Genomic DNA, 26,219 nt, shown 5'->3' with positions numbered 1-26,219 from the left:
TCTAAAAGCCTTCACGCAAAAAGCCGCTGATTGCTCAGCGGCCTCGCTTTTCTCGCTTATTGCGCGCCTTGCTTGTCGATCAGCGCGGCGAGCATTTCGTACTCTTCGCCGGTCAGGTCGGTCAGCGGCGCACGCACCGGACCTGCGTCATAGCCGGCGATTTTTGCACCTGCCTTGACGATACTCACGGCGTAACCGGCCTTGCGGTTACGGATGTCCAGGTACGGCAGGAAGAAGTCGTCGATGATCTTGCCGACGGTGGCGTGATCTTCGCGAGCGATCGCGTGGTAGAAGTCCATCGCGGTTTTCGGGATGAAGTTGAACACCGCCGAGGAGTACACCGGCACGCCCAAAGCCTTGTAGGCAGCGGCGTAGACTTCAGCGGTCGGCAGACCACCCAGGTAGCTGAAGCGATCACCGAGGCGGCGACGGATCGACACCATCAACTCGATATCGCCCAGGCCATCCTTGTAGCCGATCAGGTTCGGGCAGCGCTCGGCCAGACGTTCCAGCAGCGGCGCGGTGAGACGGCAAACGTTGCGGTTGTAGACGACCACGCCGATCTTCACCGATTTGCACACGGCTTCAACGTGGGCGGCAACACCGTCCTGGCTCGCTTCGGTCAGGTAGTGCGGCAGCAGCAGCAGGCCTTTGGCGCCCAGACGCTCGGCTTCCTGAGCGTATTCGATGGCCTGGCGGGTCGAACCACCAACACCGGCGAGGATTGGCACGCTGGTTGCGCAGGTGTCGACGGCAGTCTTGATGATTTCCGAGTATTCGCTGGCGGCCAGGGAGAAGAACTCACCGGTGCCACCGGCGGCGAACAGAGCCGAAGCGCCATACGGAGCCAGCCATTCCAGGCGTTTGATGTAGCCCGCGCGGTTGAAATCGCCCTGCGCGTTGAAATCGGTCACCGGGAAAGACAGCAGGCCGGCAGAGAGGATGGACTTCAGTTCTTGTGGATTCATTATTCGAACACCCTGGTAGCAACGTTTTATTGTGAGTGGACCGTTCAGCCTTCGCCGAAGTTGTAGGTCATCGTACAACTTAAAATATAACCGTCAACTGCATTTCATCGTTGGCAGGGCTTTTTTGTCGGACAAAATTGGCTTTTACGCTTTATGAAATGGCTACAAGGCTCGCGCTTGACGCGTTCGAGGGCTGAAATATCTGGTCTGGATTCGTTTAATTCTGTAGCGACCTGCGGCTCTTAAAGTACGTCGACTGCCACGAAGGATCGTGGCGGACCACTCAAAGGAAGCCGCTATGTCGATGCATTTTGCCGCCCCCACCCTCACCCACCTCGCCCCTGCGCAAGACGATTGCGTGACGCTTCAGCTCTCGCAATTGCCGGACATCCTCACCGTGCAGGTCCCGGATTCCAGCGATTTCGCAGCAAACTGGAGCGTCTACGCGGTCCTCGGCAGCGATGCCGAGGAACCTGAATGGGAAGGTGATGAGGTGGACACTGGCGCCTGGGACGACGCCGAGGATGAAATGGAAAAGCTGCTCGACATCGAGGTGCAGCTGCCCAAAGAGGCGCTGCAACCTTACCTGAACCGCGAGGTGGAGTTGCGCTACAAATTTCGTGACGAGTCGAGCATGGAGCCGTATTCGCTGCCGCTGAGGTTGTGCATAGAGGCGTAACTCAGCTTCGCTGCGCCTGCGCCTCTTCATGAGCCTGGCGCAGTCTTTCACGGCTATTGGTCAGGTGCAGACGCATCGCCGCACGCGCGGCATCGGAGTCCTGACGGGCAATCGCGTCGTAGATTTCCTCGTGCTCGCGGCTCAGGCGGCTCATGTAATGCTGTTGATCGTCGTGGGCCAAGCGCGCCGAGTTCAGCCGCGTACGCGGAATGATGCTGGTGCCCAGGTGCGTCATGATGTCGGTGAAGTAGCGGTTGCCGGTGGACAGGGCAATTTCCAGGTGGAAAGCGAAGTCCGACGACACCGCATCGCTGGCATGGGAGGCGCTTTCGTTCAAGGCGTCGAGGGCGGCGCGCATGGTTGCCAGTTGTTCGGGGCTGCGGCGTTGCGCGGCAAGGCCGGCGGATTCGACTTCGAGGCTGATGCGCAATTCGAGAATCGCCAGCACGTCACGCAGGGTGACAACGGTGGCCGGATCAATGCGGAAACCGCTCGGGCTCGGCGTATCGAGAACAAAGGTGCCGATGCCGTGGCGGGTTTCTACCTGGCCGGCGGCCTGCAGACGGGAAATTGCCTCGCGGACCACGGTGCGGCTGACGCCATGGGCTTCCATGATCGCCGACTCGGTGGGCAACTTGTCGCCACGCTTGAGCAGGCCATCGCGGATCTGCTCGCTCAACACCGTCACCAATTCCTGGGCGAGGCTGCGGCGCTTGCGGGGGAGGCGCGGGGTGTCGATCAGCTTTTCCATGGTCTGCATCTTGTCTCGAAAGTTCGGCTTGGCGCCATCATAGCTCAAGCGGGTTGTACGATCACCGGGCAGATCACATTGCCCCACTGTGGGAGCGAGCCTGCTCGCGAAAGCGGTGGTTCAGACGACAGATTCGTCGACCGATATGACCCCTTCGCGAGCAGGCTCGCTCCCACAGGTGGGTGTTCAGACAGTTATGGCCTGTTCGACCAGACGACCGCTGTCGATCCGCACGTGCCGTGGATGGAATCGTTTCAAACTGCTTCGGTGACCGACGCTGACAATGCTCAGCCCCGGAATCTCATCGATCAATACCTGATACAACGTCGCCTCGTCCTCTTCATCCATCGCCGATGTAGCCTCGTCCATGTACAGCCATTGCGGTGCGTAGAGAAGCGCGCGGGCGAAGGCCAGGCGTTGTTGCTCGCCCGGTGAAAGCATGCGCTGCCAGTGATTGGCTTCATCCAACCGCCCAATCAAATGTGGCAGACGACAGGTTTCCAGCACCTGTGCATAACGTTCTGGCGCGTAGGTGTCGCCCGGTTGTGGATAACTCAACGCTTCACGCAATGTGCCGATCGGCAGATAAGGCTTCTGCGGCAGGAACAGATAACGCGCCGCCGGCAAACGAATATTGCCGTGCCCCGCCGGCCACAAATGCCCCATCGCTCGCAGCAGTGTCGACTTGCCGCTGCCGGAACGGCCGCTGAGCATCACGCGCTCACCCGGTTCAACGGTCATGTCGGCGTCGGTCAGCAGGTGACGACCATCGGCCAGATCGAGGCCGAGGTGGTGAACCTGCAACTCACTGCCCTGGTTCTGCACGTCGATGGCCGGGGTGCGCTGTTCGTTGTCGCTCATGGCCTGACGGAAACTCAGCAAACGATCACAGGTGGCGCGCCACGCGGCGAGATCCGAGTAGGCGGTGATGAACCAGCTGAAATTCTCCTGCACGTTGCCGAACGCCGAGTTGATTTGCATCAGCTCGCCCAGTTCGATCTTGCCGGACAGATAGCGCGGTGCGGCGACGACAAACGGGAAAATGATTGCGATCTGCCCGTAGCCGGAGGTGAAGAACGTCAGGCGCTTGGACACGCGCATGATGTCCCAGAAATTGTGCCAGACCAGTCCGAATCGATTACTCAAGCGGCGGTTTTCATTGGGTTCGCCGTTGTACAAGGCGATGCTTTCCGCATTCTCACGCACGCGCACCATGGAAAAACGCAGGTCTGCTTCGAAGCGTTGTTGCTTGTTGTTCAGACCGATCAGACGGCGACCGATCAAATGCGTCAGCCAACTGCCGACCGCCGCGTACAACAGTGCGCACCAGAACATGTAGCCGGGAATCTCGATGCCGAACACTTCGATACTGCCCGACACGCCCCACAAAATGATCGAGAACGACACCAGACTGACAATCGTGCGCAGCAGCCCGAGGCCCAGGCTCAGGGTGTTGGCGGTGTAAGTGTTGAGGTCTTCGGAAATCCGCTGGTCGGGGTTATCGGTATAACCGCCCTGCTCCAGCTGGTAGTAATTCTTGTGGTCCAGCCAGCGCTTGAAGTGCTTTTCGGTCAGCCACGCCCGCCAGCGGATCGTCAGCATCTGCGTCAGATACAACCGATACACCGCGCCGAGAATCGCCACCGTCGCGATGCCGCAGAAATACAGGATCAACTGCCAGAACGCGGCTTCATCCTTTCTCTGCAAAGCGTTGTAGAAATCCTTGTACCAACTGTTGATCCACACCGAGATCGCTACGCTGAACAGCGTCAGCGCAATTACGGCAATCAGCAACGTCCAGGCCTTGCCCTTCTCTTCGCTGCGCCAGTAAGGCGTGGTCATCGCCCAGACTTTTCGAAAAAACTGCCCGCGCACAGCATCGTTGACCGCGGAATATTCAGCGTTCTGATTCATGGATAAGGCTCGATAGTAAAAAGAACGGACACGCGCCGATCATAGATGATCGGCGCGTTTTATCGCGAGGGCTGGCGATAGTCGTTCAGCGCAGGTTCAGCGACGCACCGGGCGCTTCTGCAGTTTGCGCTGCAAGGTGCGGCGGTGCATGCCCAGCGCGCGGGCCGTGGCGGAAATATTGCCTTCGTGCTCGGTGAGCACGCGCTGGATGTGCTCCCATTGCAGACGATCGACCGACATCGGGTTTTCCGGCACCAGACTGTCGAGATCGGCGTGCTCAGACAGCAGCGCGGCCAGCACGTCGTCGGCATCGGCGGGTTTGCACAGGTAGTTGCAGGCGCCACGCTTGATCGCCTCGACTGCCGTGGCAATGCTCGAATAACCGGTGAGGATCACCACGCGCATTTCCGGATCGAGTTCCAGCAGCTTGGGCAGCAGGACCAGACCGGAGTCGCCGTCCATTTTCAGGTCCAGCGCGGCGTAATCAGGCAGATCGGCCTGGGCGATGGTCAGGCCTTCTTCAGCGGAACCGGCGGTGCTGACGCGAAAGCCGCGACGGGCCATGGCGCGGGCCATGACGCGGGTGAAGGTCGCGTCGTCGTCGACCAGCAGCAGATGCGGCAGTTCTTCGCCTTCGACTTGGATTTCGTCACTCATGTTGGTCTCCTCGGGCGCCGTGGGGCAGGCGCAGCTCGGTGAGCGTGCCGCCTTCCTCATGACTATAGAGTTTCACTGAGCCGCCGGCGCGTGTCACGCTGGCCTTGCTCAAAAACAGGCCCAGGCCGAAACCTTTGCCCTTGGTGGTAAAAAACGGCTTGCCGATCTGCTCGGCGATGGCCAGCGGCACACCGGCGCCGTGGTCGCGAATGCTGATGGTCAAAGTCTCTGCGTCCCAGTCGAGGGTCACCTGGAGATTTTCCGGGCAGGCGTCGGCTGCATTGTTGAGCAGATTCAGCAAGGCCTGGGTCAGATCCGGCGGCGGCGCCATGCGCGGCACCGCCCCCTGACCGAGACGCTGGAAGCGATAACTGGCTTCCGGGCGCATCAGGTGCCAGCGGTTCAGCGCTTCGTCGAGCCAGTCGGTAACGTCCTGCATCTCCACCGCCAGACGCCGGTTGGCCTCGGCGGCGCGGACCAGTTGCTGCAAGGTTTCCTTGCACAGCTTGACCTGATCCTGCAGCACTTTCAGATCGTCCTGCAGCAACGCATCGGGGTGGTCCTGCTGCATTTCCTTGAGCAACACGCTCATGGTCGCCAGCGGCGTACCCAACTCATGCGCAGCCCCGGCGGCCTGGGTCGCAACGGCGAGCAGCTGCTGATCGCGCAAGCCTTCTTCGCGGCGAATCGCGCGCAATTCTTCCTGCCGACGTAGCTCTTCAGCCATGCGCGCGGCGAAGAAGGTGATCACCGCAGCGGCCAGGGCAAAGCTCAGCCACATGCCGTAGATCTGCAGATTCTCACGGGCGACCGGCAGGGTTTCCAGCGGATAGAAACGCGTCAGCATCAGCGTGTACAGCGCCAGCGCGATACCGGACAGAATCACCGAATAACGCCACGGCAAGGTCACCGCCGCGATGGTCAGCGGCACCAGATAATAGGAAACGAAGGGGTTGGTCGAACCGCCGGAGAAATACAGCAGCGCACTGTGAATCACCAGATCGCAGGCCAGTTGCAGCGCGTATTCGAGCTCGGTCACCGGCCACGATGTGCGCAGGCGCACGGCAGTGAACACGCAGAGCAGAATCGAGCAGCCGAGGGTCATCGCCAGTTGCACCCACGGCAACGGCAACAATTGCAGCCAGTAGGCCAAGCCAACGGAGCCGGCCTGCGCGGCGAGCACCAGGGTGCGGATGAAAGTCAGCCGCCAGAGGTTCTGGCGAGTGGCGGAAGTCAGTTGTACGGGGGCGAGCATGAGCTCTCCTGATGAGCGCTCCAGGCGGATCGCACGGAGTATAACCAAGCCGCGGGGTTCAGAGGCGAAAGTGCGGCAAACGACCACATGGCGACGATGAAGAATTCATCTGAGTTGAAGAAAATTCCGAAGGCTATTGGAGATCATTGTGGCGAGGGGATTTATCCCCGCTGGGTGGCGGAGCCGCCCCAAGTCATGCGACCTCATTTAACCAGACATACCGCATCAGCCGGATTTGCGACTGCTGCGCAGCCGAACGGGGATAAATCCCCTCGCCACAGAGCACTCCCCACTGCGCGCTGCCATCTGTATAGAAGTTGTAACTGGGCGAACCGGATCATAGAAGTTAGAGTCTGATGGTTCACGCAGGCCGCGACCCATCACCTGCGCCTCATTCAAGGAGCCTTCATGCACACATTTCGCCGCAGCGCCGCCCTCCTCGCCCTGACCGTCGGCAGCGTCGCCAGCCTCCCGGCGCTGGCCGCCGATGAGCTGCACTACAACCAGATTTCCCTGCGCGCCGAAGTCAGCCAGGAAGTGGCCCGCGACCAGATGATCGTGACGCTCTACACCGAAGAGCAGAACACCGACCCGGCCAAACTCGCCGCCGCCATCAGCACCACCATGAACAAGGCCACCGCCCAGGCCAAACAAGTCAAAGACATCACCCTGCGCACGGGCAGCCGCAACAGCTATCCGATCTACGACACCAAAGGCCAGAAGATCACCGGCTGGCGCGAACGCGCCGAACTGCGCCTGGAAAGCACCGACTTCGCCGCCCTGTCGAAACTCACCGGCGAGCTGCTGACCGACCTGAAAATGGGCGGCATGGACTTCGCCATCGCCGACCCGACCCGCAAGGCCAGCGAAGACCAGTTGCTCAAAGAAGCCGTCACCGCCTTCAAGACCCGCGCCCAACTGGCCACCGACGCCCTGGGCGGCAAGGGCTACAAAATCGTCAACCTGAACCTCAACAGCAACGGTTATCCACAACCGTACCTGCGCGCGCCGATGATGATGAAAGCCGCGGCCATGGATTCCGCGCCGGTGACGCCTGAAGTTGAAGCCGGCACCAGCCAGGTCAGCATGACCGCCGATGGCTCGATTGAAGTGTTGATGCAGTGATTTGAGCTTGGCTGAATGAAAGACCGGCAATCAGTCAATGGTTGCCGGTTTTTTTGTGCCCGGGTTTTGTAGTGAATGATCCACCGCTTTCGCGAGCAGGCTCGCTCCCACAGATTGAACGCATTTGAATGTGGGAGCGAGCCTGCTCGCGAAGAACGATGACGCGATCTCAAGCGTGCGGATCAACCCGATCCAGCGCCCGATTCACCGCCAGCTCCGCCAGCATGATGATCTGCTGAATCGCCAGCGCCGTATTGCGCTGCGGCCTACCAAGCTGATCGGCGAAATCGCTGGCCAGCGTATTGGCTGAAGCAAGGGACTCACAGGCGTGAGCCAGCAGGCTTTCGGTGTCGATGTCGGGCCGGATCAAAAACATCGTGCTGGGTGGATGGGGTTTGCCGGGTGGCGGGCAGAGATAGAAATCGAGGGCACGCTTGATGGCTTCGCGGTTCTTCGCGAGATCGTCGGCACGCAGCGCGGCTTCGAGGGGGGTTGAGGTTTCTTCGGGTGGGTCGGGGACTGGTTTGCTCATGCGCTTCACCTATGAGGTTGAGCCATCTCGATGCCGTTTCTCACACGACGAAGAGGTGGCAGCTTTGTGCGGGGTGAGAAAACCGGTCATAGGCACCCGGCCGGACATAAGCCCGCCCGCACAGAGCCGCCATAACGCACTTGCAGGCAGCAAACTTGCTGGCGGCAATTATGCGGATCTGGGCACTGAATGACTATGAATGTCGGGTTCTAACACCCGATCGCTGAACAACCAGCGACGACCCAAGCCTAGAGAGCGGACGTCCGACGGACAACCTGAAAACCTTGTGGGAAGGTTCTGGCTGTTTCGCAGCGGACTTAAACAGCCAAAAAGCAAACCCTCACCCTAACCTCTCCCAGAGGGAGAGGGGACTGACCGAGGTGTTTGGGGGAGATACGCCAACGTGAAACTTCGAGTTGAACTCAGGATTTGAAAAGCACACAAATTAGCCCCCTCTCCTCGGGGAGAGGGCTGGGGTGAGGGGCAAATCCACAACAAAAATAACGCCGAACACCCGCTCTTCACCACTCAATAGGCCGAGTGTCAGCTCGCCTGCTCTTGATCTTGATCCACCGGCGACGTCGGAAGGCTGAGTGGAGGGATTGATCCGGGCGTGGGAGCGCAGCGACCGTCTGGCGCAGCCAGACACAGCGGAAGGAGGTGCAGCGAAGCAAACCGGAGCCGCTGCGCCCGGATCAGTCCCGGAGCGAAGGAACCCGAGCCTGCGAGGGCCGAACGCAGGAGCAAGCCTTTTCGGTTACCTTTTTGGCGTTTGAAAAAGGTGACTCGCCGTAAGGGCGAAACCGCCAGCCGCCACACCGCAAAAAACGGATATTCACCCAAACCAACCAACACCCTGGTCGCCCAAAGGCCGCCAAGGTGCCACCAATCGAAACACCCAGTTGCACCAAGTAAAACTCCCCAATCCCTGCCCCAATCCACCCCACCTTAAGCCACCCCAAAAACCCCTCAACCCCGCCCATCCCCAAGGGTATAAATAAGTAACACCAAGCCCCACCCAAGCGCACCCGACACCTCCAGCGCACCATTTCAGTGCCCCGAATGCACCGCAAAAACCACCCGCAAACGGTCAAATGCGTCAAAAGTTATACGGATGCGACATTAAGGTACGTTCGTGCCACCGTTTAACGCCGCCGACCGCTCTGGATCTTGCATTGGGTATGGGGCCTGCATAAGTATCCGCAGGCACGACTCACGAGGTCGTACCTCACAACTAAAAAATGACAACAAATCATGAGGCCAACATGCTTAAACACGCGGTCATTCCGTTTCTAGTCGGCGCAGGCTTGTTAGCCTCCGCACCTTTCGCCACCGCTGCGACTAACCTGGTGTTCTGCTCCGAAGGGAGCCCGGCCGGTTTTGATCCAGGCCAGTACACCACCGGAACCGACTTCGACGCCTCAGCCGAAACCATGTTCAACCGCCTGACCCAGTTCGAGCGCGGCGGCACCGCCGTGATTCCTGGTCTGGCGACCAAGTGGGACATTTCCGACGATGGCCTGACCTACACCTTCCACCTGCGTGAAGGCGTCAAGTTCCATACCACCCCGTATTTCAAGCCGACTCGTGAATTCAACGCCGACGACGTGCTGTTTACGTTCAACCGCATGATCAACAAGGACGACCCGTTCCGTAAGGCGTACCCGACCGAATTCCCGTACTTCACCGACATGGGGATGGACACCAACATCACCAAGATCGATAAAGTCGACGACCACACCGTCAAGTTCACTCTGAAAGAAGTCGACGCTGCGTTCATCCAGAACATGGCCATGAGCTTCGCTTCCGTGCAGTCCGCCGAATACGCAGCGCAACTGTTGAAAGAAGGCAAACCCGCCGACATCAACCAGAAGCCGATCGGCACTGGCCCGTTCGTATTCAAGAGCTACCAGAAAGACTCGAACATCCGTTACACCGGCAACAAGGATTACTGGAAACCTGAAGACGTGAAGATCGACAACCTGATCTTCGCCATCACCACCGACCCGTCGGTGCGTATCCAGAAGCTGAAAAAGAACGAGTGCCAGGTCACCCTGTTCCCGCGTCCGGCCGATCTGAAAGCGCTGAAAGAAGACAAGTCGCTGAAGATGCCGGATCAGGCTGGCTTCAACCTGGGCTACATCGCCTACAACGTGATGGACAAGGTCAAGGGCAGCAACGAGGCCAACCCGCTGGCTGACCTGCGCGTGCGTCAGGCGCTGGACATGGCCGTGAACAAGCCGCAAATCATCGATTCGGTTTACCAGGGCGCGGGCCAACTGGCCGTCAACGCCATGCCGCCGACCCAGTGGTCCTACGACACCACCATCAAGGATGCCAAGTACGACCCTGAGAAAGCCAAACAGCTGCTCAAGGAAGCCGGCGTCAAGGAAGGTACCGAGATCGTCCTGTGGGCGATGCCGGTGCAGCGTCCGTACAACCCGAACGCCAAACTGATGGCTGAAATGCTCCAGTCCGACTGGGCCAAGATCGGCTTGAAAGTGAAGATCACCAGCTACGAGTGGGGCGAGTACATCAAGCGCTCCAAAGGTGGCGAGAACCAGGCCATGATCATTGGCTGGAGCGGTGACAATGGTGATCCGGACAACTGGCTCAACGTTCTGTTTGGCTGCGACTCGCTGAGCGGCAACAACTTCTCCAAGTGGTGCGACAAGAAGTTCGACGGCCTGGTGAAAGAAGCCAAACGCACTACCGACCAGGGCAAGCGCACCGAGCTGTACAAACAGGCGCAACACGTCCTCAAAGATGCAGTTCCAATGACACCTATCGCTCACTCGACGGTGTATCAACCCATGCGCGCCAACGTGCAGGATTTCAAGATCAGCCCATTTGGCCTGAATTCCTTCTACGGCGTCAGCGTCAGCAAGTAAGACATTGCAACGGCGGCGTTTCTGACGTCGCCGTTGCTTTATCTACCGGGAAAAAAGGAAAAGGCCTACACCCAAATCCGCCGCAGATGATTGCTTCGGTATAGGCGCGTCGACTTTTCCTACGAGCATTAAGGCAATTACGTATTTACTGCCAGAGGCACGGTGCCTACCGTCGCGTACTGACCAGTGTCTGCGTGGGCCACCGGTTTTGCCGTACGTATTTGGATTGAGCTCAATGCGACCAGAAAGTCCCGGGATCGGGATCCAAGTGCATTGCATAACACTAAAAAAAGAGGGAGCGTCATGCGCCATACCTTGGTTTTTTCCGCACTGTTGGGCGCCGGCCTGTTGGCCGCCACGTCTGCAAGCTACGCCGCCAGCGACAGCCTGGTGTTCTGCTCGGAAGGCAGCCCGGCGGGTTTCGATACCGCGCAATACACGACGGCCACCGACAACGACGCCGCCGAGCCGCTGTACAACCGCCTGGTGGAGTTCGAAAAAGGCGCGACCAATGTCGTACCCGGTCTGGCAACCAAGTGGGACATTTCCGAAGATGGCCTGAAATACACCTTTCACCTGCGTGAAGGCGTGAAATTTCACACAACCCCTTACTTCAAGCCGAGCCGCGATTTCAACGCCGACGACGTGCTGTTCACGTTCAATCGCATGCTCGATGCGCAACAGCCGTTCCGCAAGGCCTATCCCACCGAGTTTCCGTACTTCAACGGGATGAGCCTGAACAAGAACATCGCCAAGGTCGAGAAGACCGGGCCGCTGACCGTGGAGTTCACGCTCAACAGTGTTGACGCAGCGTTCATCCAGAACATCGCCATGAGCTTCGCCGCCATTCTGTCTGCCGAATACGCCGACAAGCTGCTGGCCGACGGCAAGCCGAGCGACATCAATCAGAAGCCGATCGGCACCGGGCCGTTCGTGTTCAAGAGCTACCAGAAAGACTCGAATATCCGTTACACCGGTAACCCGCAGTACTGGGATCCGAGCCGGGTCAAGCTGAAGAACCTGATTTTCGCGATCAACACCGACGCTTCGGTACGTGTGCAGAAGCTCAAGGCCAACGAGTGCCAGATCACCCTGCACCCGCGTCCTGCCGATGTTGAAGCGCTGAAGGCCGACCCGAAACTGCAACTGATTTCCAAGCCGGGCTTCAACCTCGGCTACATCGCCTACAACGTCCGCCACAAGCCGTTCGATCAACTGGAAGTGCGTCAGGCGCTGGACATGGCGGTGAATAAACAGGGAATTCTCAACGCTGTTTATCAAGGCGCCGGCCAACTGGCCGTCAACGCCATGCCACCGACCCAGTGGTCCTACGACGACACCATCAAGGACGCCGCCTACAACCCGGAAAAAGCCAAGGAACTGCTCAAGGCTGCCGGCGTGAAAGAAGGCACCGAGATCACCCTGTGGGCAATGCCGGTGCAGCGTCCGTACAACCCGAACGCCAAACTGATGGCCGAAATGCTCCAGTCCGACTGGGCCAAGATCGGTCTGAAAGTGAAGATCGTCAGCTACGAATGGGGCGAGTACATCAAGCGCACCAAGAACGGCGAGCACGACGTCAGCCTGATTGGCTGGACCGGTGACAACGGGGATCCGGACAACTGGCTGGGCACGCTGTACAGCTGTGACGCCATCGGCGGCAACAACTACTCCATGTGGTGCGATCCGGCTTACGACAAGCTGATCAAACAGGCCAAGGTCGTCACCGACCGCGACCAGCGCACCGTGCTTTATAAACAGGCCCAGCAATTGCTTAAACAGCAAGTGCCGATCACGCCTGTCGCCCACTCGACGGTCAACCAGCCGTTAAGCACCCGGGTTGAAGGATTCAAAGTCAGCCCGTTCGGCCGCAACGTGTTCTCGGGTGTCAGTATCGATTAAACCAACCGATTAGCCGCAATGCTGAGGGGAGCCGTCTACTCCCCTCACGCAAGCGCTTTGCCTAAATTCGCCAATCCGGCTTTTTGCAAACGTTTGCGATGTGTGAACGAGTTCTAAACCAATAACCGGCATACCAAAAAAAGCCGGGATAAAAAGAAAGTAAAGGAGCTTCACCCATGAAACTGAGCAGCACCGCGATACTGGCCCTGGCCATCAGCAGCATCACCGCCACGGCTTATGCGGAAACCCAGAGCCAGGCGTTCACCCCGGTGACCGTCAACACCAAGAGCGCCCAAGCTGAGGCCACTGGGTTCGTCGAAGGACAGTCGATCACCGGTACGACACGTAACTGGTACGCCAACGAGCAACTGAAGCGCGGCGGCAAATTCTCCTATAAAAAAAATGGTTCTCCGGCCGAAACTGACCGTCGGATCAACTGGGTGCAAGGGACCATCGTCAAGTACAACTCGGGTTTCACCGAGGGCACTGTAGGTATCAGCACCGAAGTTGCGGCATATAACGCAATTGCGCTTGAACGTGATCGTGAAAATCTGGCTTCCGGAAATGGCGGCGCCCCAAAGACGGGCGTGGGATCGGGTAACAACCGCACCCTGACGCACAAGAATAACGGTGAAGCCGTAGATCAGTGGAGCAAGGTAGGCCTTGCCAACATCAAGGCGCGCGTTTCCAACACCACTCTGACTGCCGGTCGTATGAGCTTCAGCAGCCCGCAGGTCGACGTGATCGGCAACCGTGCACTGCCTTCGAGCTTCGAGGGTGTCTCCCTGCACAGTGAAGAGTTGAACAATCTGTCCTTCGACTTGGCCACTTTTGATCGCGTCTCGCCACGATCGGAACAAAGCCTGCAGAAATTCCGCGCCGAGTATGCCAACGGCCGTGTCGAATCCGACAAGGTCAACACCGCCGGTATCAGCTATCAGCCGCTCGAAAGTCTGAAAACCAGTCTATGGGGCACGCAAGTTGAAGATCTGTGGAACCAGTACTACTTCGGCGCCACCCATGAACTGGGTGACAGCAGCGTCCTCGCCCTGACTACCGGTTTCAACTACTACAAAACCGTCGACGAAGGTAAGAAGCTGCTGGGCGACATCGACAACGACACCTACTCGCTGTCGTTCGGACTGACCCACCAAGCGCATAACCTGACCTTCTCCTACCAGCAAGTAAACGGTAACGAGTACTTCGATTACCTGCACGAGACTAACGGTATCTACCTAGCCAACTCCCTGCTGTCGGACTTCAACGGCCCGAACGAGAAATCCTTCCAGGTTTCATACGCCATCAATATGGCCGAGTACGGTGTGCCGGGCCTGAAATTCAACATCTATCAAGCTCGCGGCTGGGGAATCGATGGCACGCACTACAACGGCAACAAAGGCGTTGAAGGCAAAGGCTACGACGGCATCCAGGAACAGGATGGCGAGCACCACTATGAATACGGCATCGGTGCGACCTATGCGGTACAAAGCGGTCCTCTGAAAGCCACCACGATTCGCGGCACCTACACAGCCCACCGTGCGAGCGAGTTCCAATCGGACGGCAGCATCAACGAGTTCCGCCTCGTAACCACCATCCCGTTCAACATTCTGTAAAAACGCCAACCGACGGCTGACTCATGATGAGTCGGCCGTTCGGTTTTCTGTCTTCAACCGATTGCAGAGGGTTATCGATGAAAATGCTTCCCCTACGTGCGGCCATCGCGGCTGCGTTGCTGAGTGTCGCTGTCGGCGCCTCGGCCAAACCCTTGGTGGTCTGCACCGAAGCCAGCCCGGAAGGCTTCGATATGGTCCAGTACACAACTGCAGTCACGGCGGACGCTGTGGCCGAAACCATCTTCAATCGCCTGGCCGATTTCAAGCCCGGCACCACCGAAGTGATCCCGGCGCTCGCCGATTCCTGGGACATCAGCGAAGACGGCCTGACCTACACGTTCCACCTGCGCAAAGGCGTCAAGTTTCACACCACCGAATATTTCAAGCCGACCCGCGACATGAACGCCGACGACGTGGTCTGGAGCTTCCAGCGTCAACTGGACCCGAATCACCCGTGGCACAAACTGTCCAGCGTGGGCTTCCCGTACTTTGAAAGCATGGGCTTCAAGGAACTGCTCAAAAGCGTAGAAAAAGTCGACGACAACACGGTCAAGTTCACCCTGACCCGCCGCGAAGCGCCGTTCCTGGCCGACATCGCCATGGCCTTCTCGTCGATCTACCCGGCCGAATACGCCGACCAGTTGCTCAAGGCCAACAAGACTGGCGATCTGAACAACAAGCCGATCGGTACCGGCCCGTTCATCTTCCAGCGTTACGCCAAGGATGCGCAGGTGCGCTTCAAGGCCAACCCGGATTACTTCCGTGGCAAGCCGCCGGCCGACGCGTTGATCCTGGCGATCGCCACCGACAACAACGTGCGCCTGCAAAAGCTCAAGGCCAACGAGTGCCAGGTCGCGCTGTATCCGAAACCGGATGACATCCCGAGCATCAAGAAAGACAGCAAGCTGAAAGTCGACGAGCTGGACGCGATGACCGTTTCGTACATCGCCATGAACACCCAGCACAAGTACATGAGCGACGTACGCGTGCGCAAAGCCATCGACATCGCGTTCGACAAGGAAGCCTACGTCAACGCACTGTTCGGCAAGGGCAACGCGTCGGTAGCGGTCAATCCGTACCCGCCGACCCTGCTCGGCTACAACCATGACCTGAAGAACCCGCCACGCGACCTCGACAAGGCGCGCGCGCTGCTCAAGGAAGCCGGGGTTCCGGAAGGCACCACCTTCACCCTGTTCACCCGCAACGGCGGCGGTCCGACCAACCCCAACCCGATGCTCGGTGCGCAGATGATGCAGGCTGACCTGGCGAAAGTGGGGATCAAGATCGACATCCGCGTGATGGAATGGGGCGAAATGCTCAAGCGCGCCAAGGCCGGCGAGCACGACATGGTCTCGGCCGGATGGGCGGGCGACAACGGCGACCCGGATAACTTCCTGACGCCTATGCTCAGTTGCGAGGCCGCCAAGAACGGCGAAAACTACGCACGCTGGTGCAACGAGAAATTCCAGGCACTGCTGGATGAAGCGCGGGCTAAAGTAGATCCGGCCGAACGCGCCGCGCTCTACGAACAGGCTCAAGTGCTGTTTAATCAGGACCAGCCATGGATCAGCATGGCCCATACTCGGATGTTCACTGCAATGCGCAACAATGTAGAGGGCTACCACATCAGCCCTCTCACCACTAATAACTTCGCCACCACCCAGGTGAAGTAGATAAGAAACGCCCGGTGCTCCTGACCTATGGAACACCGGGCACGCCTAACCGGCTGATGAGGTACCACACAAGATGTTTAGTTTTATTGCCCGCCGACTGGGGTTGTTGATCCCCACGTTTTTCGGCATCACCTTGCTGACTTTCGCGTTGATTCGCATGATTCCGGGCGACCCCGTGGAAGTGATGATGGGCGAACGTCGGGTCGACCCCGAAATGCACGCTCAGGCAATGGAACGCCTGGGGCTGAACAAGCCGCTGTATGCCCAGTATCTGGACTACATCGGCAAACTGGCCCAGGGCGATCTCGGTGAGTCGTTGCGTACCCGTGAAAGCGTGTGGACCGAGTTCACCTCTCTTTTCCCGGCGACCCTGGAACTGTCCATGGCCGCCCTGCTGTTCGCTGGCATCCTCGGGCTTCTGGCCGGGGTGATCGCGGCACTCAAACGAGGATCGCTGTTCGACCACGGGGTGATGGGCATCTCCCTCGCGGGCTATTCGATGCCGATCTTCTGGTGGGGCCTGATCCTGATCATGTTCTTCTCGGTGAGCCTGGGCTGGACCCCGGTCTCCGGGCGCATCGACCTGCTGTATGACATCGAGCCGAAAACCGGCTTCATGCTGATCGACACGCTGCTGGCCGATGACGTCGGCGCGTTCTTCGACGCCCTCCATCACCTGATCCTGCCGGCCATCGTGCTCGGCACCATTCCGCTGGCGGTAATCGCGCGGATGACCCGTTCGTCGATGCTCGAAGTGCTGCGCGAAGACTACATCCGCACCGCCAAGGCCAAAGGCCTGTCGCCGTCGCGCGTGGTGTTCGTGCATGGTCTGCGCAACGCACTGATTCCGGTGCTGACGGTTGTAGGTCTGCAAGTCGGTACTTTGCTGGCCGGTGCGGTCCTGACCGAAACCATCTTCTCCTGGCCCGGCATCGGTAAATGGCTGATCGAAGCCATCGGCGCCCGGGACTATCCGGTGGTGCAAAACGGCATCCTGTTAATCGCCTGCCTGGTGATTCTGGTCAACTTCGTAGTGGACATCCTCTACGGCTTTGCCAACCCACGCATCCGTCATCAGCGCTGAGGTCAATACCCATGAGCACTCCAACATCCTCAGTAGCCACCGCCACGTCCGCCGTGGATCAAAGCCTGCTGTACCCGTCGCCGTACAAAGAATTCTGGCAAGCGTTCTCGAAGAACAAGGGCGCCGTTGCCGGCCTGCTGTTCATGCTGCTGATCATCTTCTGCGCGATCTTCGCGCCGTGGGTCGCGCCGCATAACCCGAGCGAGCAATACCGTGACTTCCTGCTGACGCCGCCGGCGTGGCTCGAAGGCGGGCAGATGCAGTTCCTGCTCGGCACCGACGAACTCGGCCGTGACCTGCTGTCGCGCCTGATCCAGGGCTCGCGCCTGTCGCTGCTGATCGGCTTGTCGTCGGTGGTAATGTCGCTGATTCCGGGGATCCTGCTGGGTCTGTTTGCCGGTTTCTTCCCGAAAGTGGTCGGCCCGACCATCATGCGTCTGATGGACATCATGCTGGCCCTGCCGTCGCTGCTGCTGGCCGTGGCAATCGTCGCCATCCTCGGCCCTGGCCTGATCAACACCGTGATCGCGATTGCCGTGGTTTCCCTGCCGTCCTACGTGCGTCTGACCCGTGCCGCCGTCATGGGCGAACTGAACCGCGACTACGTCACCGCCGCGCGTCTGGCCGGTGCAGGTCTGCCGCGCCTGATGTTCATCACCGTGCTGCCCAACTGCATGGCGCCGCTGATCGTGCAGGCAACCCTGAGCTTCTCTTCGGCGATTCTCGATGCCGCCGCACTGGGCTTCCTCGGCCTCGGCGTACAACCGCCAACCCCTGAGTGGGGCACCATGCTGGCCTCGGCCCGCGACTACATCGAACGCGCTTGGTGGGTGGTGAGCCTGCCTGGTCTGACCATTTTGCTCAGCGTGCTGGCAATCAACTTGATGGGCGACGGCCTGCGCGATGCGCTGGACCCGAAACTCAAGAACGCCGCCTGAGGAGATTCAAATGTCACTGCTAGAAATCAAGAATCTCAACGTCCGCTTCGGCGACAAGACCGCGACCCCGGTGGTCGACGGCCTCGACCTGAAAGTCGACAAAGGCGAAGTATTGGCCATCGTTGGCGAGTCGGGTTCGGGTAAATCTGTGACCATGATGGCGCTGATGGGCCTGATCGAGCACCCCGGCATCGTCACCGCTGACTCGCTCAGCTTCGACGGCAAGGACATGCTCAAACTGAGCAACCGTCAGCGTCGGCAGATCGTCGGCAAAGACCTGTCGATGGTCTTCCAGGACCCGATGACCGCGCTGAACCCGAGCTACACCGTCGGTTTCCAGATCGAGGAGGTGCTGCGCCTGCACCTGAAAATGTCCGGCAAGCAAGCGCGCAAGCGTGCCATCGAACTGCTGGAAAAGGTCGAGATCCCGGGCGCCGCCAGCCGCATGGACGCCTATCCGCATCAACTGTCTGGCGGTATGAGCCAGCGCGTCGCGATCGCCATGGCGATTGCCGGCGAGCCGAAACTGTTGATCGCCGACGAACCGACCACCGCGCTGGACGTGACGATTCAGGCGCAGATCATGGATCTGCTGCTGGCGTTGCAGAAAGAACAGAACATGGGCCTGGTGCTGATCACTCACGACCTCGCGGTCGTGGCTGAAACTGCCCAGCGCGTCTGCGTGATGTATGCCGGTCAAGCCGTGGAAGTCGGTCAGGTGCCGCAACTGTTCGACATCCCGGCGCACCCGTACAGCGAAGCGCTGCTCAAGGCGATTCCCGAGCACAGCCTCGGCGCCTCACGCCTGTCGACCCTGCCGGGCATCGTTCCGGGCCGCTACGACCGTCCGCAGGGGTGCCTGCTGTCGCCGCGCTGCCCGTACGTGCAGGACAACTGCCGCACCCAGCGTCCGGGCCTTGATCCGAAAGCCAACAGCCTCGCCCGCTGCTTCTACCCGCTGAACCAGGAGGTGGCGTAATGGCCGTCGTACTTACCGCCCGCGACCTGACCCGTCACTACGAAGTCTCCCGTGGCCTGTTCAAGGGCCACGCCACCGTGCGCGCGCTTAACGGCGTGTCGTTCGAACTGGAAGCCGGCAAGACCCTCGCCGTGGTGGGTGAGTCGGGCTGCGGCAAATCCACCCTCGCCCGCGCCCTGACTCTGATCGAGGAACCGTCATCGGGCTCGCTGCAGATCGCCGGCCAGGAAGTCGCCGGCGCCGACAAAGCCGAGCGCAAGCAACTGCGCAAAGACGTGCAGATGGTGTTTCAGAGCCCGTATGCGTCGTTGAACCCACGGCAGAAAATCGGTGATCAATTGGCCGAGCCGCTGCTGATCAATACCAAGCTGTCGGCCACCGAACGTCGCGAGAAAGTCCAGGCGATGATGAAGCAGGTCGGCTTGCGGCCCGAGCATTACCAGCGCTATCCGCACATGTTCTCCGGGGGTCAGCGCCAGCGTATCGCTCTGGCGCGGGCAATGATGCTGCAACCGAAAGTGCTGGTCGCGGACGAACCGACTTCGGCACTGGACGTATCGATTCAGGCCCAAGTGCTGAACCTGTTCATGGATTTGCAGCAGGAGTTCAACACCGCCTACGTGTTCATCTCGCACAACCTCGCGGTGGTCCAGCACGTGGCCGATGACGTGATGGTGATGTACCTCGGCCGCCCGGTGGAATTGGGTCCGAAGAACGACATCTACGAACGCCCGCTGCACCCTTACACCCAGGCGCTGCTGTCGGCGACCCCGACCATCCACCCGGACCCGAACAAGCCGAAAATCAAAATCGTCGGCGAACTGCCCAACCCGCTGAACCCGCCACCGGGCTGTGCTTTCCACAAGCGCTGCCCGTATGCGACCGAACGCTGCAGCACGGAAGAACCGCTGTTGCGTGAGCTGGATAATCGGCAGGTGGCTTGCCACTACGCCGAGCAGTTTCTCGACGGCGCGGCGTAGGCCCACGAAATATCTCATGTGGGAGCGAGCCTGCTCGCGAAGGCGTCATTTCGGTCAACATCATCGGTGACTGATTAACCGCTTTCGCGAGCAGGCTCGCTCCCACAGGGAATTCGTGTTGATTCAAGAGTTCACGCGATAACAAAACCCCCTCCACCTCGATTGCGCATCAGTCGAGGCAGAAGGGGTTTTTCTTTGGTCGACTATCTACGTCTGGCTATCGCCTTCGTCATCCGGATCATCGCTGTCCGGCTCATCGGTAGTCGAGTCGTCGTCATCGGCGCTGCCGCCCTGATTCATGTCCCCCGGCTCCGACTCGGATTTAGCCAGCATCAGCCCGCTATGCCCGACCGGCCCATTGAACGCTTGAGATTCGTGATCCTCGCACTCGGCCCAGGCCGTTGCCGTGCCGAGGGACAGCATCACCATCACTTTCAACAACATCAAAACCCGTAGCAATCTGCTTTTCATGGCCGACTCCATCCTGTTGCGCTAAGACATGCTTGCCGGACTGGCTCCGTGTGAAATCTAGTTGTGATCCGACCGGCTCACCACTTAGGACGCGACCGCGCAGGCAGAAATGCCATCGACCGCCAGATTGCTTTCGAATAATCCCGATAACCGAATCAGCTAAGCGCCGCGCGTGGCCTGCCAGGTCAGTGGAATGGAAATCAGCACCAGCAGCGCGCTCATCAACCAGACACTGTGCCCGCCAAACTGGCCATACAGCTGACCGCTTAGCACCGGCGATAACAGCGCGCTGGCACTCCAGCTCATGAAGAACAGCCCGAAGTACTGACCGCTTTTGCCGCTCTGCGCAAAGTGCATCGCCAGCACATTCAGTGGCGGCATGAACAGCGCCTCGCCCAGCGTCCAGATCAGCGTCGACAGACAGACAAAAGCCAAGCCGGAACCGAACGGCAACATGCCCAGCCCACAGGCCAGCAACAAGCTGCCCGCGAGCATCTGCCAACGCGAGCCCCAACGCTCGACCGCGTGCGATAGCGGGATTTGTAAAGCGATCACCAACAGCGCATTGAGCCCGAACTGCCAGCCGATCGCCTCTGTGCTCAGGTGGTAGTAATCACGCAGATAATTGCCCAGCGTGCTGTAGACCGTGTCGAACGCGATGCCGAGCACGGCCGTCGCCGCCAGCAACCAGAGGAACGGCTTGTCGCGAAGCGGCACGCTCGAGCCATCGGCGGATTCGTCTCCAACCACCAGCACCGGCCGCCGCCACGTTGTGCGCACGAACCACAGCAACGCCAGCATCGTCATCGCCGCACTGGCAAAAAACACCCAACGAAAATCCGCTTGCGCCAACACCCCACCCGCCACCCCGGCAGCGGCCATGCCCAGATTACGCGCGACCCGACTCAGGGCCTGCGCACGCGAGCGTTGCGCGACTTCGCAATACTCCATGATCAGCCGCTGATGCAACGTCCGAATCGCCCCATCGATGACACCGCTAAGCAATAGCAAACCGGCGAGCCAAGGCACCTGCTTCACCAGCCCCAACAGCATCAGCACCCACACCGAAACGAAAAACAGCGCCGCCGTCAGCCGCGCCGTGCGCACATGATCACTGAGCAAGCCACCGAGCATCGAACCGACCAGCAACCCAGCGCCATAGGCCGACAGCAACCAGCCGACGGTTTCAATCGCCAGCCCCAGTTCCTGACGCAGGTACAGCGCCATGAACAACTTGACCATGGCGCTGAGGCGGTTGATGAACAACAGAGCCGCGAGGACCCAGGCCATGGGGGTGAAATAGCCGTTGGGGCGCAGGAGTTGGGTCAGTCCTTTGAGCATGTAACGTCCGATGGGCGCGAGGGTTTGATGAACAGTAGACGGCTTGGATTGGAATGTCGTGGGGGTGAGGTCAGCGGAAGTAAAAGCAGAGTATGGCTACGACGTAGAGGGAAAACGCCTTACGGAAAAATCGCCGCGCCCGGATTCAACTTGATTTTTCACGCGGCGTTAAAGATCAAAAGCCCCTCACCCTAACCCTCTCCCGGAGGGAGAGGGGACTGACCGGGTCGCTTGGGCAAGGTACGCCGACCTGAAATACCGAGCCGAACTCGGGATTTGAACAGATCATCAATCGGCCCCCTCTCCCTCGGGAGAGGGCTGGGCGGGCGGCGTTCCGATGAGGGGCGAATCCAACACAGATCCAAAGCAGACCACACGCTTCTCACCACTCAAAACAATGAGCGCAAGCTCGAGTGCCTTTGATCTTGCTTTTGATCCACGGGCGACGTCGGAAGGCTGAGTGGAGGGATTGATCCGGGCGTGGGAGCGCAGCGACCGTTCGACGAAGTCGAACACAGCGGAAGGAGGTGCAGCGAAGCAAACCGGAGCCGCTGCGCCCGGATCGATCCCGGAGCGAAGGAACCCGAGCCTGCGAGGGCCGAACGCAGGAGCAAGCGTTTTTTGCTTACTTTTTTAGGCGCTTGTAAAAAAGTAAGTCGCCGTAAGGGCGAAACCGCCAGCCGCAGCCCCCGCAACAACGGATATTCACCCAAAACCCCAAGAACCTGGTCGGCCCAACGGCCGCCAAGACCAAAACCGGCAGCCCATAAAAAAGCCCCCAAGGCCTACACCTCAGGGGCTTTCAGAAAAACACCTCAAACCTTAATGATGCTCCCGCGTCGCGCGGAATTTCACATCCGGCCAGCGCTCTTCCATCAACGCCAGATTCACCCGCGTCGGCGCCAGGTAAGTCAGGTGACCACCGCCATCGAGCGCGAGATTCTCCACCGCCTTGTTGGAAAACTCCTCAAGCTTCTTCTTGTCGTCGCACTCGATCCAGCGCGCCGAATACACAGTGATCGGCTCATACGAGCACTCGACCTTGTATTCCTCTTTCAAACGGCTGGCGACCACATCGAACTGCAGCACACCGACGGCACCAAGAATGATGTCGTTGCTGCGCTCCGGGAAGAACACCTGCGTCGCGCCCTCTTCCGCCAACTGCTGCAGGCCCTGACGCAACTGCTTGGACTTCAGCGGATCACGCAGACGCACGCGACGGAACAGTTCCGGGGCGAAGTGCGGAATACCGGTGAAACCGAGGACTTCGCCTTCGCTGAAGGTGTCGCCGATCTGGATCGTGCCGTGGTTGTGCAGACCGATGATGTCGCCAGCGTAGGCTTCTTCGAGCTGTTCACGCTCGGAGGAGAAGAACGTCAGGGCGTCGCCGATGCGCACGTCCTTGCCGGTGCGCACGTGGCGCATCTTCATGCCTTTCTCGTACTTGCCGGAGCAGATACGCATGAAGGCGATGCGGTCGCGGTGTTTCGGGTCCATGTTCGCCTGGATCTTGAAGATGAAGCCCGAGAACTTCTCTTCCACCGGCTCGACGGTACGCTCATTGGCCACACGGGCCAGCGGACGCGGCGCCCAATCGACGACAGCATCGAGCACATGGTCGACACCGAAGTTGCCCAGCGCAGTCCCGAAAAACACCGGGGTCAGTTGGCCGTCGAGGAATTCCTGCTGGTTGAATTCGTGACAGGCGCCCTGCACCAGTTCCAGCTGCTCGATGAAACGATCGTACTCGTCGCCCAGATGCGCGCGCGCCTCGTCGGAGTCGAGTTTTTCGATGATCTTGGTTTCGGTGCGCTCGTGACCGTGACCGGCGGTGTAGACAATGATGTAGTCGTCGGCCAGGTGATACACGCCCTTGAAATCGCGGTAGCAACCGATCGGCCAGGTGATCGGCGCAGCCTTGATCTTCAGAACGGCTTCGATCTCGTCGAGCAGTTCGATCGGGTCGCGGATGTCACGGTCGAGTTTGTTGATGAAGCTGACGATCGGCGTGTCACGCAGACGGCAGACGTCCATCAGCGCAATGGTCCGTGGCTCTACGCCCTTACCGCCGTCGAGCACCATCAAGGCCGAGTCCACCGCTGTCAGGGTGCGGTAGGTGTCTTCGGAGAAGTCTTCGTGGCCCGGGGTGTCGAGCAGGTTGATCATGTGTTCGCGATAGGGGAACTGCATGACCGACGTGGTAATGGAAATACCCCGCTGCTTCTCCATCTCCATCCAGTCGGATGTCGCATGGCGATCGGATTTACGGGATTTCACCGTACCGGCCACTGCAATCGCCTTGCCCATCAACAGGAGCTTTTCGGTGATCGTGGTTTTACCGGCATCGGGGTGGGAAATAATGGCGAAAGTGCGGCGTTTCGCGACTTCGGCGGCCTGTTGGGTCATGGGAAATCGCCTGGCGGTGATTCAAAAAAGGGCGGCGAGTATAGCTTAAAAAGTGATCGCCAAACCACCGTCCCTCGGCCGCGCAAAACCCCGTAGGAGCTGCCGAAGGCTGCGATCTTTTGATCTTGTTTTCAGCAGCAAAGTCAAAAGATCGCAGCCTTCGGCAGCTCCAACAGGGTGGCCAAATAGTGTCTAACGTGGGAACCTTTTAAAGCACGGAGACGTCCATCCCCTGTTACGAACTTTCGTCAGGGGCTGAAAAATCAGCAAGTTAGCCTGACGAGGCTGCGCTCATGGCTCGCTTTCAGACCGCTTTGCCGGCTCTGAAAAACGGCTACTTTTCGCGAACGACGCTCCCGGCAGCCAAGGCTTGGCATGCCACACGGGACTGCGCTCGCCGACTACAAAAAAAGGAGTCCGCCTGTGGCTATCCGCTATGGCAAAGGGCTGATGGGAGGTGCGGTGGTGATCGCGCTCCTGGCCCTGCTGGTCCACTGGATCGGCATCAACACGATCGAACACTACCGCGACGATTTGTTGTTTTACCTGCAAGCTCATCTGATTCTCGTCCTCGCTTCCATGCTGGCCGCCCTTGTCGTGGGCATTCCCGCCGGTATCTTCCTCAGCCGCCCGAGCATGGTCGGCCGCGCCGAACGCTTCATGCAAATCTTCAATATCGGCAATACCGTGCCACCGCTGGCCGTGCTCGCGATTGCACTGGGCATCCTCGGCATCGGCAGTGGTCCGGCAATCTTCGCGCTGTTCCTCGCCTCGCTGTTGCCGATCGTGCGCAACACCTATGAAGGCCTGAAAAATGTTCAGGGCTCGCTGAAAGAAGCCGCTGTCGGCATCGGCATGACGCCGCGCCAAGTGCTGTGGAAAGTCGAATTGCCCAACGCCGTGCCGATCATCGTCGGTGGCGTGCGGGTCGCACTGGCGATCAACGTCGGCACTGCGCCGCTGGCGTTCCTGATCGGCGCCAACAGCCTCGGCAGCCTGATCTTCCCTGGCATCGCCCTGAACAATCAGCCGCAACTGCTGCTCGGCGCCGCGTGCACCGCGCTGTTGGCGCTGTTGCTCGATGGCGTGGTCACCCTCGCCAGCCGTCTCTGGCTGGAACGCGGTTTGCGCCCGTCTTAAGGCTTTGCGAAGGAATATTTATGAAACGACTTAGCTTGATCTTAGGCTGCGTCCTGCTGTTCGCAGGAATCGCGCAAGCCGCTGAAAAACCGGTCATCCGCCTCGGCGCCCGGGTCTTCACCGAGCAGACCCTGCTCGCCGAAATCACCGCGCAATACCTGCGCAGCAAAGGCTATGACGCGCAGATCACCGGCGGTCTGGGCAGCAACCTCGCGCGCAGCGCCCACGAAAGTGGCCAATTGGACCTGCTCTGGGAATACACCGGCGTGTCGCTGGTGGCCTATAACCACGTCACTGAAAAACTCGACAGCGCGCAGTCCTACGCCCGGGTCAAAGAACTCGACGCGAAAAAAGGCCTGATCTGGCTAACGCCGTCGAAATTCAGCAACACCTATGCCCTCGCTCTGCCGAAAAAAATCGCCGAGCAATATCCGCAGATCGGCAACATCAGCCAGCTCAACGAAGTGCTGCGCGCCGAAGCCGAGACCAACCACCTCGTAGCGCTGGACACCGAGTTCGCCAACCGCTCCGACGGTCTCGACGGCATGGTCAAGCTCTACGACATGAACCTGACCCGCAAGAACATCCGCCAGATGGACGCCGGCCTGGTCTACACCGCGCTGCGTAACGGTCAGGTGTTTGCCGGTCTGGTCTACACCACCGATGGCCGGCTCAATGCCTTCGGCCTGAAATTGCTGGAAGACGACAAGCATTACTTCCCCGACTACACCGCCGCTCCCGTGGTGCGTCAGGCCACGCTGGATGCCAACCCGAAACTGGCCGAACAACTCAAGCCGCTGGCCGAACTGTTCGACGACGAAACCATGCGCCAACTCAACGCGCGGGTCGACGTCGACCACGAGAGCCCTTCGTCCGTTGCCGCCGATTTCCTGCGCCAGCATCCACTGAATTAAGAGAGG

General features: G+C 59.5%; 21 protein-coding genes. 12 read left to right on the top strand and 9 right to left on the bottom strand.

The window, feature by feature from the left end:
• Positions 1 to 56: 56 nt before the first annotated feature.
• A complete protein-coding gene (gene kdgD / locus NF676_RS04725; RefSeq protein ID WP_039759443.1) occupies positions 57 to 968 on the bottom strand; it encodes a 5-dehydro-4-deoxyglucarate dehydratase in 912 nt (303 codons plus the stop codon).
• 298 nt (positions 969 to 1,266) lie between these two features.
• Here kdgD and NF676_RS04720 point away from each other — a divergent pair, with 298 nt between their 5' ends.
• Positions 1,267 to 1,647 carry a hypothetical protein gene (locus NF676_RS04720; protein WP_252887318.1) on the top strand — a complete coding sequence of 127 codons (381 nt, stop codon included), beginning with the start codon at positions 1,267 to 1,269 and terminating at the stop codon, positions 1,645 to 1,647.
• Position 1,648: 1 nt separating this feature from the next.
• Here NF676_RS04720 and NF676_RS04715 read toward each other — a convergent pair whose 3' ends face one another.
• The 4 genes from NF676_RS04715 to NF676_RS04700 form a co-directional block, all read right to left on the bottom strand.
• Positions 1,649 to 2,398: a FadR/GntR family transcriptional regulator gene (locus NF676_RS04715; protein ID WP_177327011.1), complete on the bottom strand. Its 750-nt coding sequence runs from the start codon at positions 2,396 to 2,398 to the stop codon at positions 1,649 to 1,651.
• Between the two features lie 186 nt (positions 2,399 to 2,584).
• Positions 2,585 to 4,312 carry an ABC transporter ATP-binding protein/permease gene (locus tag NF676_RS04710; protein ID WP_252887317.1) on the bottom strand — a complete coding sequence of 576 codons (1,728 nt, stop codon included), beginning with the start codon at positions 4,310 to 4,312 and terminating at the stop codon, positions 2,585 to 2,587.
• Positions 4,313 to 4,408: 96 nt separating this feature from the next.
• Positions 4,409 to 4,969, bottom strand: coding sequence for a response regulator transcription factor (locus tag NF676_RS04705; RefSeq protein WP_003221630.1), 561 nt, complete (start codon positions 4,967 to 4,969; stop codon positions 4,409 to 4,411).
• Positions 4,962 to 6,224 (bottom strand): ATP-binding protein, encoded by a 1,263-nt coding sequence (locus NF676_RS04700; protein WP_016771713.1) that lies wholly within the window; start codon positions 6,222 to 6,224, stop codon positions 4,962 to 4,964. Before NF676_RS04700 ends, NF676_RS04705 begins: the two co-directional genes overlap by 8 nt.
• A gap of 408 nt (positions 6,225 to 6,632) precedes the next feature.
• Between NF676_RS04700 and NF676_RS04695 the strand changes: the two genes are divergently transcribed.
• The gene (locus NF676_RS04695; RefSeq protein WP_016771714.1) at positions 6,633 to 7,349 is read left to right on the top strand and encodes an SIMPL domain-containing protein; all 717 of its coding nucleotides are present in this window, start codon (positions 6,633 to 6,635) and stop codon (positions 7,347 to 7,349) included.
• A 169-nt stretch (positions 7,350 to 7,518) separates the two neighbouring features.
• Here the strand turns inward: NF676_RS04695 and NF676_RS04690 are convergent, their stop codons facing one another.
• The gene (locus NF676_RS04690; protein WP_041477958.1) at positions 7,519 to 7,881 is read right to left on the bottom strand and encodes a DUF6124 family protein; all 363 of its coding nucleotides are present in this window, start codon (positions 7,879 to 7,881) and stop codon (positions 7,519 to 7,521) included.
• Positions 7,882 to 9,146: 1,265 nt separating this feature from the next.
• On the opposite strand from NF676_RS04690, the gene NF676_RS04685 reads away from it, so the two are divergent.
• From NF676_RS04685 to NF676_RS04650, 8 genes are all read left to right on the top strand, one after another.
• A complete protein-coding gene (locus NF676_RS04685) occupies positions 9,147 to 10,772 on the top strand; it encodes an ABC transporter substrate-binding protein (RefSeq protein WP_041477957.1) in 1,626 nt (541 codons plus the stop codon).
• 303 nt (positions 10,773 to 11,075) lie between these two features.
• Entirely contained in the window at positions 11,076 to 12,674 is a 1,599-nt protein-coding gene (locus NF676_RS04680) for an ABC transporter substrate-binding protein (protein ID WP_041477956.1), read from the top strand.
• A gap of 176 nt (positions 12,675 to 12,850) precedes the next feature.
• The gene (locus tag NF676_RS04675) at positions 12,851 to 14,287 is read left to right on the top strand and encodes an OprD family porin (RefSeq protein WP_056782911.1); all 1,437 of its coding nucleotides are present in this window, start codon (positions 12,851 to 12,853) and stop codon (positions 14,285 to 14,287) included.
• Positions 14,288 to 14,364: 77 nt separating this feature from the next.
• Positions 14,365 to 15,960 (top strand): ABC transporter substrate-binding protein, encoded by a 1,596-nt coding sequence (locus NF676_RS04670; protein WP_076565820.1) that lies wholly within the window; start codon positions 14,365 to 14,367, stop codon positions 15,958 to 15,960.
• A 73-nt stretch (positions 15,961 to 16,033) separates the two neighbouring features.
• Positions 16,034 to 17,044, top strand: a complete 1,011-nt coding sequence (locus NF676_RS04665; protein ID WP_016771720.1) for an ABC transporter permease subunit — start codon at positions 16,034 to 16,036, stop codon at positions 17,042 to 17,044.
• 11 nt (positions 17,045 to 17,055) lie between these two features.
• Positions 17,056 to 17,982: an ABC transporter permease subunit gene (locus NF676_RS04660; RefSeq protein WP_016771721.1), complete on the top strand. Its 927-nt coding sequence runs from the start codon at positions 17,056 to 17,058 to the stop codon at positions 17,980 to 17,982.
• Positions 17,983 to 17,992: 10 nt separating this feature from the next.
• Positions 17,993 to 18,961 carry an ABC transporter ATP-binding protein gene (locus NF676_RS04655; protein ID WP_016771722.1) on the top strand — a complete coding sequence of 323 codons (969 nt, stop codon included), beginning with the start codon at positions 17,993 to 17,995 and terminating at the stop codon, positions 18,959 to 18,961.
• Positions 18,961 to 19,941, top strand: coding sequence for a peptide ABC transporter ATP-binding protein (locus tag NF676_RS04650; protein WP_071174376.1), 981 nt, complete (start codon positions 18,961 to 18,963; stop codon positions 19,939 to 19,941). The genes NF676_RS04655 and NF676_RS04650 overlap by 1 nt, the downstream gene beginning before the upstream one ends.
• A gap of 207 nt (positions 19,942 to 20,148) precedes the next feature.
• On the opposite strand, the gene NF676_RS04645 is transcribed toward NF676_RS04650, so the two are convergent.
• The 3 genes from NF676_RS04645 to NF676_RS04635 form a co-directional block, all read right to left on the bottom strand.
• Positions 20,149 to 20,412: a hypothetical protein gene (locus NF676_RS04645; RefSeq protein WP_252887316.1), complete on the bottom strand. Its 264-nt coding sequence runs from the start codon at positions 20,410 to 20,412 to the stop codon at positions 20,149 to 20,151.
• Positions 20,413 to 20,571: 159 nt separating this feature from the next.
• Complete coding sequence (locus NF676_RS04640; protein ID WP_252887315.1) at positions 20,572 to 21,753, bottom strand: MFS transporter; 1,182 nt, start codon at positions 21,751 to 21,753, stop codon at positions 20,572 to 20,574.
• 822 nt (positions 21,754 to 22,575) lie between these two features.
• Positions 22,576 to 24,159, bottom strand: coding sequence for a peptide chain release factor 3 (locus NF676_RS04635; protein ID WP_039759481.1), 1,584 nt, complete (start codon positions 24,157 to 24,159; stop codon positions 22,576 to 22,578).
• Positions 24,160 to 24,609: 450 nt separating this feature from the next.
• Between NF676_RS04635 and NF676_RS04630 the strand changes: the two genes are divergently transcribed.
• Entirely contained in the window at positions 24,610 to 25,299 is a 690-nt protein-coding gene (locus NF676_RS04630) for an ABC transporter permease (RefSeq protein WP_166554532.1), read from the top strand.
• A 20-nt stretch (positions 25,300 to 25,319) separates the two neighbouring features.
• On the top strand, positions 25,320 to 26,213 hold the full coding sequence (locus tag NF676_RS04625) for a glycine betaine ABC transporter substrate-binding protein (RefSeq protein ID WP_252887314.1): 894 nt from the start codon (positions 25,320 to 25,322) through the stop codon (positions 26,211 to 26,213).
• Positions 26,214 to 26,219 lie beyond the last annotated feature (6 nt).

Source organism: Pseudomonas siliginis (genome assembly GCF_024072275.1).
In the GTDB taxonomy this organism is placed as follows: domain Bacteria; phylum Pseudomonadota; class Gammaproteobacteria; order Pseudomonadales; family Pseudomonadaceae; genus Aquipseudomonas; species Aquipseudomonas siliginis.
This window is presented reverse-complemented; position numbering and strand designations above follow the sequence as displayed.

Bases quoted from the DNA above. Each gene is read 5' to 3' on its own strand.
- kdgD (WP_039759443.1), bottom strand. From the start codon at position 968: ATGAATCCACAAGAACTGAAGTCCATCCTCTCTGCCGGCCTGCTGTCT.
- NF676_RS04630 (WP_166554532.1), top strand. From the start codon at position 24,610: ATGGGAGGTGCGGTGGTGATCGCGCTCCTGGCCCTGCTGGTCCACTGG.
- NF676_RS04705 (WP_003221630.1), bottom strand. From the start codon at position 4,969: ATGAGTGACGAAATCCAAGTCGAAGGCGAAGAACTGCCGCATCTGCTG.
- NF676_RS04710 (WP_252887317.1), bottom strand. From the start codon at position 4,312: ATGAATCAGAACGCTGAATATTCCGCGGTCAACGATGCTGTGCGCGGG.
- NF676_RS04680 (WP_041477956.1), top strand. From the start codon at position 11,076: ATGCGCCATACCTTGGTTTTTTCCGCACTGTTGGGCGCCGGCCTGTTG.
- NF676_RS04645 (WP_252887316.1), bottom strand. From the start codon at position 20,412: ATGAAAAGCAGATTGCTACGGGTTTTGATGTTGTTGAAAGTGATGGTG.
- NF676_RS04675 (WP_056782911.1), top strand. From the start codon at position 12,851: ATGAAACTGAGCAGCACCGCGATACTGGCCCTGGCCATCAGCAGCATC.
- NF676_RS04640 (WP_252887315.1), bottom strand. From the start codon at position 21,753: ATGCTCAAAGGACTGACCCAACTCCTGCGCCCCAACGGCTATTTCACC.
- NF676_RS04625 (WP_252887314.1), top strand. From the start codon at position 25,320: ATGAAACGACTTAGCTTGATCTTAGGCTGCGTCCTGCTGTTCGCAGGA.
- NF676_RS04685 (WP_041477957.1), top strand. From the start codon at position 9,147: ATGCTTAAACACGCGGTCATTCCGTTTCTAGTCGGCGCAGGCTTGTTA.
- NF676_RS04635 (WP_039759481.1), bottom strand. From the start codon at position 24,159: ATGACCCAACAGGCCGCCGAAGTCGCGAAACGCCGCACTTTCGCCATT.
- NF676_RS04665 (WP_016771720.1), top strand. From the start codon at position 16,034: ATGTTTAGTTTTATTGCCCGCCGACTGGGGTTGTTGATCCCCACGTTT.
- NF676_RS04660 (WP_016771721.1), top strand. From the start codon at position 17,056: ATGAGCACTCCAACATCCTCAGTAGCCACCGCCACGTCCGCCGTGGAT.
- NF676_RS04670 (WP_076565820.1), top strand. From the start codon at position 14,365: ATGAAAATGCTTCCCCTACGTGCGGCCATCGCGGCTGCGTTGCTGAGT.
- NF676_RS04715 (WP_177327011.1), bottom strand. From the start codon at position 2,398: ATGGAAAAGCTGATCGACACCCCGCGCCTCCCCCGCAAGCGCCGCAGC.
- NF676_RS04690 (WP_041477958.1), bottom strand. From the start codon at position 7,881: ATGAGCAAACCAGTCCCCGACCCACCCGAAGAAACCTCAACCCCCCTC.
- NF676_RS04655 (WP_016771722.1), top strand. From the start codon at position 17,993: ATGTCACTGCTAGAAATCAAGAATCTCAACGTCCGCTTCGGCGACAAG.
- NF676_RS04700 (WP_016771713.1), bottom strand. From the start codon at position 6,224: ATGCTCGCCCCCGTACAACTGACTTCCGCCACTCGCCAGAACCTCTGG.
- NF676_RS04695 (WP_016771714.1), top strand. From the start codon at position 6,633: ATGCACACATTTCGCCGCAGCGCCGCCCTCCTCGCCCTGACCGTCGGC.
- NF676_RS04650 (WP_071174376.1), top strand. From the start codon at position 18,961: ATGGCCGTCGTACTTACCGCCCGCGACCTGACCCGTCACTACGAAGTC.
- NF676_RS04720 (WP_252887318.1), top strand. From the start codon at position 1,267: ATGTCGATGCATTTTGCCGCCCCCACCCTCACCCACCTCGCCCCTGCG.